Origin of the sequence: Streptomyces lacaronensis (assembly GCF_047337785.1) — a bacterium.
GTDB classification, from domain to species: Bacteria; Actinomycetota; Actinomycetes; order Streptomycetales; family Streptomycetaceae; genus Streptomyces; species Streptomyces lycopersici.
Window position 1 is genome coordinate 1,209,853 of the sequence record NZ_JBLHDK010000003.1, and the last position, 9,678, is coordinate 1,219,530.

The 9,678-nt window shown below is 72.1% G+C and carries 1 protein-coding gene; it reads right to left on the reverse strand.

Annotation, left to right across the window (positions count from 1 at the left end; translation table 11 throughout):
- Positions 1 to 26: 26 nt before the first annotated feature.
- Positions 27 to 9,644: a type I polyketide synthase gene (locus ACMTAK_RS06130; protein ID WP_413805213.1), complete on the reverse strand. Its 9,618-nt coding sequence runs from the start codon at positions 9,642 to 9,644 to the stop codon at positions 27 to 29.
- Between the last annotated feature and the right edge of the window lie 34 nt (positions 9,645 to 9,678).

Here is a 9,678-nt window from a genome sequence, read left to right on the forward strand (position 1 = left end):
ACCGAGGCTCCGTCAGGAAACTCAGCTCAGGAAATCCCAAGCTCCTTGTCAATGAAGTCGAAGATCTCATCGGATGTCGCCGACTGAATCTTGTTCGCGACCGTCTTCTTGCCAGTGTTGCCCGAATCCTGTTCCGCTTCTCCCCACTTCAGAAGCAGCGTCTGCAAGCGCGTCGTGATCCTCGGCCGGTCCACGTCGTCGGCGGAGATCGTGGCCATCGCCGCTTCGATCCGGTCCAGCTCGCTGAGGATCGGTGCGGCCGCCGAGACTCCGTCCCGGACGACGTCGGTACGCAGTCGGCGGGCCAGCGCCGCGGGCGTCGGGTGGTCGAAGACGATCGTCGCGGGCAGGCGCAGGTCCGTCGCCGCGTCCAGCCGGTTGCGCAGTTCGACGGCGGTCAGCGAGTCGAAGCCGAGTTCGCGGAAGGCCCGCTGGGACTCGACCGACTCCACCGACGGGAAGCCCAGCACCATCGCCACCTGCGTGGTGACCAGGTCGAGCAGCGCTCGTTCCTGCTCCGCCTCGGACATTCCGGCGAGCCGCTCGCGCAGCTCCGAGCCACCGGTCTCGAACACCGCGGCGGTCCCGCCGCCGAGCGCGGCCTCCAGGATCCGCCGCGCCTCGGGCACCTCGTCCAGCAGCCGGCTGGCCCGTACGGCGGTGTAGGCGGGTACGAATCGCTCCCAGTCGAGGTCGGCGATGGCCAGGTGGGTCTCCTGCAGGTCAAGGGCCTGCTGGAGGGCCTTGACCGCCAGCTCCGGGGTCATCGCGGCCATGCCGCCGCGCCGCAGCCGGTCCTCCAGCGCCCCGTCGACCGCCATGCCGCCCTCGGCCCACGGGCCCCAGGCCACCGAGGTGGCCGCCAGGCCCTGGGCCCGGCGCTGCTGCGCCAGGGCGTCGAGGTAGGCGTTGGCCGCCGCGTAACTGCCCTGCCCGGCGCCGCCGATGGCTCCGGCGAGCGAGGAGAACAGCACGAACGCGGACAGGTCGAGGCCCTCGGTCAGCTCGTGCAGGTTGCGGGCCCCGTCCACCTTGGGACGCAGCACACCCGCTACCCGCTCCACCGACATCGAGTCCAGGACACCGTCGTCCAGAACACCCGCCGCGTGCACGACGGCGTTCAGCGGATACCGCTCCGGGATGGCGGCCAGCACGCCGGCCAGGGCATCACGGTCGGCGGCGTCACATGCCGCGATGGTCACCTCGGCGCCCAACGTGACGAGCTCGTCACGCAGTTCGGCGGCACCATCGGCCTCCAGGCCACGGCGGCTGGTCAGCACCAGGTGCTCGGCGCCGGCGCGTGCCAGCCACCGGGCCACCTGGCCGCCCACTCCCCCGGTGCCGCCGGTCACCAGCACCGAGCCCCGCGCACTCCACGGCTGAGCCGTGGTCTGCGGGGCGGCAGCCCGCACCAGACGTCGGGTGAACACCCCGGAGGTGCGCACCGCCACCTGGTCCTCGAACTCGCCCGCGCCGCCGCCCAGCACATCGGCCAGCCGGTTCGCGGCCCGCTCGTCCAGCGTCTCCGGGAGGTCGACCAGACCGCCCCAGAGCCGGGGGTGCTCCAGACCGGCGACCCGGCCGAGGCCCCACATCTGCGCCTGGGCGGCGCTGCGCAGGGTGTCGGATCCGGTCACCGAGACGGCGCCTCGCGTGGCCACCCACAGCGGGGCCTCGACACCGGCGTCCACGAGTGCCTGCAGGGCGAGAAGGTTCAGCGCGAGTCCTCGCGGCACGACCGCGTGTTCGGGGCTGGGGTTCTCGTCCAGGGCCAGCAGGGAGAGGACCCCGCCGACGGTTCCGTCCGACGCGCCCTCGGCCGCCGTGCGCAACCGCTCGGCGACCGCCGCGCGGTCGATGTCCACGGCGCCGTCGAGCACGATCCGCGCCACCTCCGCGCCCTGCCGCTCGAGCGTGTTCACCGCGGAGGTGACCAGCTCGTCGTCGGCGTGCGAGTCGGGAACCATGACCATCCAGGTCCCGCTCAGCGCCCCCTCCGACAGCTCGGACACCGGGGCCCACGCGATCTCATAGCGCCAGCCGTCCACCGTGGAACGCTCACGATGGCCCTTCCGGTAGGACGACAGAGCGGGCAGCACCTCGGTCAGCGAGGCGTTTTTGTCCACGTGCAGCGCGGTGGTCAGCGCCTGGAGGTCCTCACGCTCGACCGCGTCCCAGAACTGGGCGTCGACCGAGTCCCCGGAGGCGGGGCCGGCGGAGGCATCGCCCTCGGCGTCCTCGAGCCAGTAGCGCTGCCGCTGGAACGCGTACGTCGGCAGCTCGACCCGCCGGACATCCTCACCGGCGAACAGCGCCTCCCAGTCGACGGTGGTGCCGTGCACATGGAGTTCGGCGAGCGCCGTGGTCAGCGACTGGGCCTCGGGGCGGTCCTTGCGCAGCGCGGGCACCACGACGGGGGCCGAAGCCTCCTCCGCCGTCAGGCACTCGCGCGCCATCGCCGAGAGCACGCCGTCGGGGCCCACCTCGAAGAACCTGGTCACGCCCGCGGTTTCGAGAGAGCGCATCCCGTCCAGGAAGCGCACCGACTCCCGGACGTGCCGCACCCAGTATTCCGGCGAGCACACCTCGTCGGGACCCGCCGACTTGCCCGACACGTTGGAGATCAGGGCCAGGGAGGGCGGGGCGAACGACAGCCCTTCGACGACCTTGCGGAAGTCGTCCAGCATCGCGTCCATGCGAGGCGAGTGGAATGCGTGGCTGACACGGAGGCGGCGGGTCTTACGGCCCTGCTCCGCCCACTGTCCCGCGATCTCCAGCGCCGCTTCTTCGTCACCGGCGATGACGACAGAGGCCGGGCTGTTGATGGCGGCGATGCTCACCTCGGCCGCGCGACCGGCCAGCGACGGGGCGACCTCCTCCTCCGACGCCTCGATGGCGACCATGGCACCGCCCTCGGGAAGGGCCTGCATCAGGCGGCCGCGGGCGGCCACCAGAGTGCACGCGTCCTCCAGCGAGAGCACCCCCGCCACATGGGCGGCCGCGATCTCACCGATGGAGTGACCGATCACCACATCCGGGGCGACACCCCACGCCGACAACAGCCGGAACAACGCCACCTCGATGGCGAACAACGCGGGCTGGGTGAAGGCCGTCTGGTCGAGCAGCGCGGCATCCGCACTGTCCTCCGGCGCGAACATCACATCCTTCAGCGGACGGTCCAGCAGCATGTCCAGGTGCGCGCACACCTCGTCCAGGGCGCGGGCGAACACCGGGAAGGTGTCGTACAGCTCGCGGCCCATGCCCAGGCGCTGCGCGCCCTGACCCGAGAACAGGAACGCCGTGATTCCCGTGGGAGTCGCGACCGAGCGCACGACCCCGGGGGTCTCCTCGCCGGTGGCGAGGGCTTCGAGTCCGCGCAGCAGCTCCGCGCGGTCCGTACCCGTCAGCACGGCACGGTGTTCGAACACCGACCGAGTGGCGACCAGGGAGTAGCCCACGTCCTTCAGGCTCAGCTCCGGCCGTGCGGTCAGATGCGCCCGCAGCCGCCGCGCCTGAGCGCGCAACCCGTCCGCGCTCCGGGCCGACAGCGTCCAAGGAGCCCCACCACGCTCGTCGGGAGCCGTCACCTCGCCCGGCCGCTCGTCATCGGCGTCCGTCGGGGCCTGCTCGATGATGGTGTGCACATTCGTGCCGCTGACACCGAACGCGGAGACACCGGCCCGGCGCGGCTGCCCCGTCTCCGGCCACGCCGTGGCTTCGGTCAGCAGTCGCACCTCGCCCGCCGACCAGTCCACCTGCGGCGACGGCGCATCCACGTGCAGCGTCTTCGGCAGCACACCGTGCCGCATCGCCATCACCATCTTGATGACACCGGCGAGTCCGGACGCGGCCTGGGTGTGTCCGATGTTGGACTTCAGCGCACCCAGCCACAACGGGCGCCCCTCCGGCCGCTCCTTGCCGTAGGTGGCCAGCAGCGCCTGCGCCTCGATCGGGTCGCCCAGCGAGGTACCCGTGCCGTGCGCCTCCACCGCGTCCACCTCGGCGGCCGACACCCCGGCGCTGGCCAGCGCCTGGCGGATCACCCGCTGCTGCGACGGCCCGTTCGGCGCCGTAAGACCGTTGGACGCACCGTCCTGGTTCACGGCGGAGCCCCGCACGATGCCCAGCACCTGGTGACCGTTGCGCCGGGCGTCCGACAGCCGCTCCACGAGCAGCACGTTGGCGCCCTCGGACCAGCCGGTACCGTCCGCCGCGGCCGAGAAGGGCTTGCAGCGGCCATCGGGCGCGAGACCGCCCTGCCGGCTGAACTCGACGAACGCCATCGGGGTCGCCATCACCGTCACGCCGCCGACCAGCGCCATGGAGCATTCGCCCTGGCGCAGCGACTGGCAGGCCAGATGCAGGGCCACCAGCGACGACGAGCAGGCCGTGTCCACCGTGACGGCGGGGCCTTCCAGGCCGTAGGTGTAGGCCAGGCGGCCCGAGACGACGCTGCCGGCGTTGCCCGTCAGCAGATGGCCCTCGACGTCCTCGGGCACCGTCGTCAGGTTGGTGCCGTATCCGGATCCCGAGAAGCCGACGAACACACCGACCTGGCTGCCCCGCACGGACGTGGGGTTGATGCCCGCCCGCTCGAACGCCTCCCAGGAGGTCTCCAGCAGCAGCCGCTGCTGCGGGTCGGTCGCCAGCGCCTCACGGGGCGAGATCCCGAAGAAGCCGGGGTCGAACTCGCTCACGTCGTAGAGGAATCCGCCTTCACGGGCGTAGAACGTGCCCGGCCGGTCCGGGTCAGGGTCGTACATGCCCGACAGGTCCCAGCCTCGGTCGGACGGGAACGACGAGATGGCGTCACCGCCGCCCTCGACCAACTGCCACAGGTCCTCCGGGCTCCGCACCCCACCGGGGAAGCGGCAGCTCATGGAGACGATCGCGATGGGGTCGTCGTCCGCGCCGGCGACGGCGGAGGCACCGGACCCGGCGGTGAGTGCCGGGGACGATGCGCCGAGCACCTCGGTGCGCAGATGCGCCGCGAGCGTCGAGGCGCTGGGGTAGTCGAAGACCAGCGTGGCGGGAAGGCTGAGACCGGTCTCGGCCGTCAGCCGGTTGCGCAGGTCGACCGCGGTCAGCGAGTCGAAGCCCAGATCGCGGAAGGCCCGGTTCGGCTCGACCATCTCCGCGGAGGCGTAGCCGAGCACGGCGGCGGCGTGCTTGCGCACCAGATCGAGCAGCGCCCGGTCCCGCTCGCCCTCGGTGAGCGGCCTCAGCCGCTCGCGCAGCTGCGCTCCGGCGGCGTCGGAGCTCTCGCCGTCACCCCCCTTGGCCTCCAGCCGCTGGACCTCGTCGAGGTCGCTCAGGAACGGGCTGGGCCGGACCGCGGTGAACGAGGGGGCGAATCGCTCCCAGTCCACGTCCACGACCGTCACCACACCGTCGTCACCGGCCACCGCGCGTTCCAGAGCGGCGATCGCCAACTCGGGTGCCATCGCGGGCAGTCCGCGCCGCGCCAGCTGCTCCCCCGCATCGTCCCGGGTCGCCATGCCGCCCTCGGCCCACGGGCCCCAGGAGACGGCGGTGCCCGCGAGACCCCGCGCACGGCGCTGCTCCACCAGCGCGTCCAGGAAGGCGTTTCCGGAGCCGTAGACGCCCTGGCTGCCGCCACCCCAGATCCCGGAGATGGACGAGAAGACCACGAACGCGTCGAGTTCACGGTCGCCGAGCAGCTCATCGAGGTTGACGGCGCCCGCGACCTTGCCCGACACCACCCGGGCCGCGTCGGCGAGCTCGGTCTCCAGCAGGGAGGCCGCGATCGTGACACCCGCCGCGTGCACCACTGCGGTGAGCGGCTGGTGCTCCGGTACGGCGGCCAGGACGGCGGCGAGGGCGTCGCGGTCCGCCGCGTCACACGCGGCCACCGTCACCTCGGCGCCCATGCCCTCCAGCTCCGCCTTCAACCCGGCGGCGCCCTCGGCCTCCAGACCGCGGCGGCTGGTCAGCACCAGGTGCTCGGCACCGCTGCGGACCAGCCAGCGGGCCACCTGGCCACCGAGCCCGCCCGTGCCACCGGTCACCAGCACCGTGCCACGCGCCCGCCACGAGATCCCCTCACCGACAGCCGCGGCCGAGCGCACCAGACGACGTACGAAGACACCGGAGCCACGCACCGCGACCTGGTCCTCGCCACCCTCGACGGACAGCACACCGGCCAGCCGCTCCGCACCGCGCTCATCCAGCGACTCGGGCAGATCCACCAGACCGCCCCACAGCGGGGGCAGCTCCAGCCCGGCCACCCGGCCCAACGCCCAGACCATCGCCTGCGCCGGGCTGGTGAGCCGGTCCGAACGCCCCACCGACACCGCGCCCCGCGTACCGCACCACAGCCGGGCCGGAATCTCGGCCCCGACCATGGCCCGCACCAGCACCAGGGTCAGCGCGTAGCCGCCCGACAGCGCCGGGTACCCCGGGCAGGGCTCCTCGTCCAGGGCCAGCAGCGACAGCACCCCACCCAGCTCGGGTGCGTCGGCGGCCACCTCACGCAGCCGCTCCGCGAGCACGTCCGCGTCGAGGTCCCGCTCGTCCACGACGATCGAGACCACATCCGCGCCGTGCCGCTCGAGCCCGGCGACGACCTCCGAGACCAGCTCGTCCCCGGCGCGGGACGCCGGAACGACCACGGGCCACGTCCCCGACAGCGAGCCGTCGGCGATCTCGGAGAGCGGCTTCCACGACACCCGATAGCGCCAGCCGTCGATCGTGGACTGGTCACGGTTGTTGCGGTGGTACGCGGACAGGGCGGGCAGCACGGCGCTCAGCGGCGCCTCGCTGTCGACCGCCAACGTCCCCGCCAGCGACTCCAGGTCCTGGCGCTCCACCACCTCCCAGAACCGCGCGTCGACGGAGCCGGTGATCTCGGCCGCGCTTCCGCCGGGCGGCAGGCCGAATCCATCGAGCCAGTAGCGCTCACGCTGGAAGACGTAGGTCGGCAGCTCGACCCGGCGGCCTCCACGGCCCTCCAACGTGGTGGCCCAGTCGACCTTGGTGCCGCGCACGAACACCTCGGCGGCGGAGGTCAGGAACCGCCCCGGACCGCCCTCGTCACGCCGCAGCGTGCCGACGACCACCGCCTGCGCCTCAGCGGCCTCCACGGTCTGCTGAATGGGCAGGGTCAGCACGGGATGCGGGCTCACCTCGATGAAGAAGGCGTGTCCCTTGCCGAGCAGGGTGCGGGTGGTGGCTTCCAGCTCGACGGTCTGCCGCAGGTTGCGGTACCAGTACTCGGCGTCCAGACCAGCGGTGTCCACCAGCTCACCGGTCACCGTGGAGTAGAACGGCACCTCGGAAGAGCGCGGCGCGATGTCCGCCAGGACCTTCAGCAGCTCCTCGCGGATCCCCTCCACATGGGCCGAGTGCGAGGCGTAGTCCACCGGAACCCGGCGAACACGAATCTCCTCACCCTCCAGCTGGGCGACCATCTCATCGAGCGCACCCGGGTCACCCGAGACCACGACGGAACCCGGGCCGTTGACCGCGGCCACCGAGATCGCACCATCCCAGGCGGCGATCCGCTCCTTGGCCTCGTCCGCGGACAGTCCGACCGACACCATGCCACCACGGCCCGCGAGACCGGCCGCGATCGCCTGCGACCGCAACGCCACCACCTTCGCGGCATCCTCCAGCGACAACGCACCCGCGACACAGGCCGCCGCGATCTCACCCTGGCTGTGACCCATCACCGCATCCGGCACCACACCCACCGAACGCCACAGCTTCGCCAGCGACACCATCACCGCGAACAGCACCGGCTGGACCACATCCACCCGGTCGAAACCAGGAGCGCCCCCGGCGCCACGCAGCACATCCGTCAGCGACCAGTCCACATGAGCCGACAGAGCCGACTCACACTCACCGATCGCCTCCCCGAACACCGGCGAGGACTCCAGCAGCCCCACCGCCATGCCCATCCACTGAGCACCCTGACCCGGGAACACGAACACCGAACGGCCGCGGACATCCGCCACACCACGCGTCACACCCGAGGCGACCTCATCCCCGGCCAACACGCCCAGCCGCGCCAGGAGTTCCTCACGGTCAGCGCCCGTCACCACGCCACGGTGCTCGAACACCGACCGCGACGACACCAGCGAGTACGCCACATCAGCCGCGGCCAGCTCCGGACGCTCCGCCACGAACTCCCGCAGCCGGCCCGCCTGGGCCCGCAGGCCGGCCGGGCTACGGCCGGACACCACCCAGGCCACCGGACCGTCGGCGACCTCGGCCTGGGTCTCCTCGGCCACCTCGGCCTCCGGAGCCTGCTCCAGGATCGCGTGCGCGTTCGTCCCGCTGATGCCGAACGAGGACACACCGGCCCGCCGAGGCCGCTCGGTCTCGGGCCAGGGGGTCGACTCGTTCAGCAGCCGGATGTCGCCCTCGGTCCAGTCCACCTGGCTGGAGGGCTCGTCCGCGTGGAGCGTCTTGGGCAGCATACCCTCGCGCATGGCCATCACCATCTTGATGACCCCGCCGACACCGGCGGCCGCCTGGGAGTGGCCGATGTTGGACTTCAGCGAGCCCAGCCACAGCGGCTTGTTCTCCGGCCGCTCCTTGCCGTAGGTGGCCATCAGGGCCTGCGCCTCGATCGGGTCACCCAGCGACGTACCCGTGCCGTGCGCCTCCACCGCATCCACATCAGCGGGCGTCAGGCCGGCGTTCTTCAGCGCCTGGCGGATCACCCGGCGCTGCGAGGGGCCGTTGGGCGCCGTCAGACCGTTGGACGCGCCGTCCTGGTTGATCGCCGAGCCTCGGATGACGGCCAGCACCGGGTGGCCGTTGCGCCGGGCGTCCGAGAGCCGCTCCAGGAGGAGCAGGCCCACGCCCTCCGCCCAGCCCGTGCCGTCGGCACCCGCGCCGAACGCCTTGCACCGGCCGTCGGGGGCGAGCCCGCCCTGCCGGCTGAACTCGACGAACATGCTGGGGGTGAACATGACGGCGACGCCACCCGCCAGGGCCAGCGAGCACTCCTCCTGACGGAGCGCCTGGCAGGCCCAGTGCAGGGCGACCAGCGACGACGAGCACGCGGTGTCCACCGTCACGGCGGGCCCCTCGAGGCCCAGGGTGTAGGCAACCCGCCCGGAGACCACGGAGGTGGCGTTGCCCGCGAGCAGCAGCCCCTCCACGCCTTCGGGCATCTCGCTCACCCCGGCGCCGTAGCCGGAGGGCGAGGCACCCACGAACACACCGGCCTGGCTGCCCCGCACCGACGCCGGGTCGATTCCGGCGCGCTCGAACGCCTCCCAGGCGGTTTCCAGCAGCAGCCGCTGCTGGGGGTCGGTGGCGAGCGCCTCCCGCGGGCTCATGGAGAAGAAGCCGGGGTCGAAGTCGCCGGGGGCCTCCAGGAACCCGCCCTCGCGGACGGAGAAGGTACCGGATCGCTCCGAGTCCGGGTCGAAGAAGCCATCGACGTCCCAGCCTCGGTCAGGAGGGAACTCGCTGATGGCGTCGCCGCCCTCGGCGACGAGCCGCCACAGCTCCTCCGGCGTCTTCACGCCCCCGGGGTACCGGCAGCTCATCGCCACAATGGCGATGGGCTCCCGGTCCCGCTCCTCCACCTGTCGAAGTTGCCGACGAGCCTGACGCAGGTCAGCCGTCACCTTCTTGAGGTAGTCAAGGAGTTTTTCGTCTTCCGCCACTATCCCCAGCCCCTTGAAACACTCTGTGAGTTCC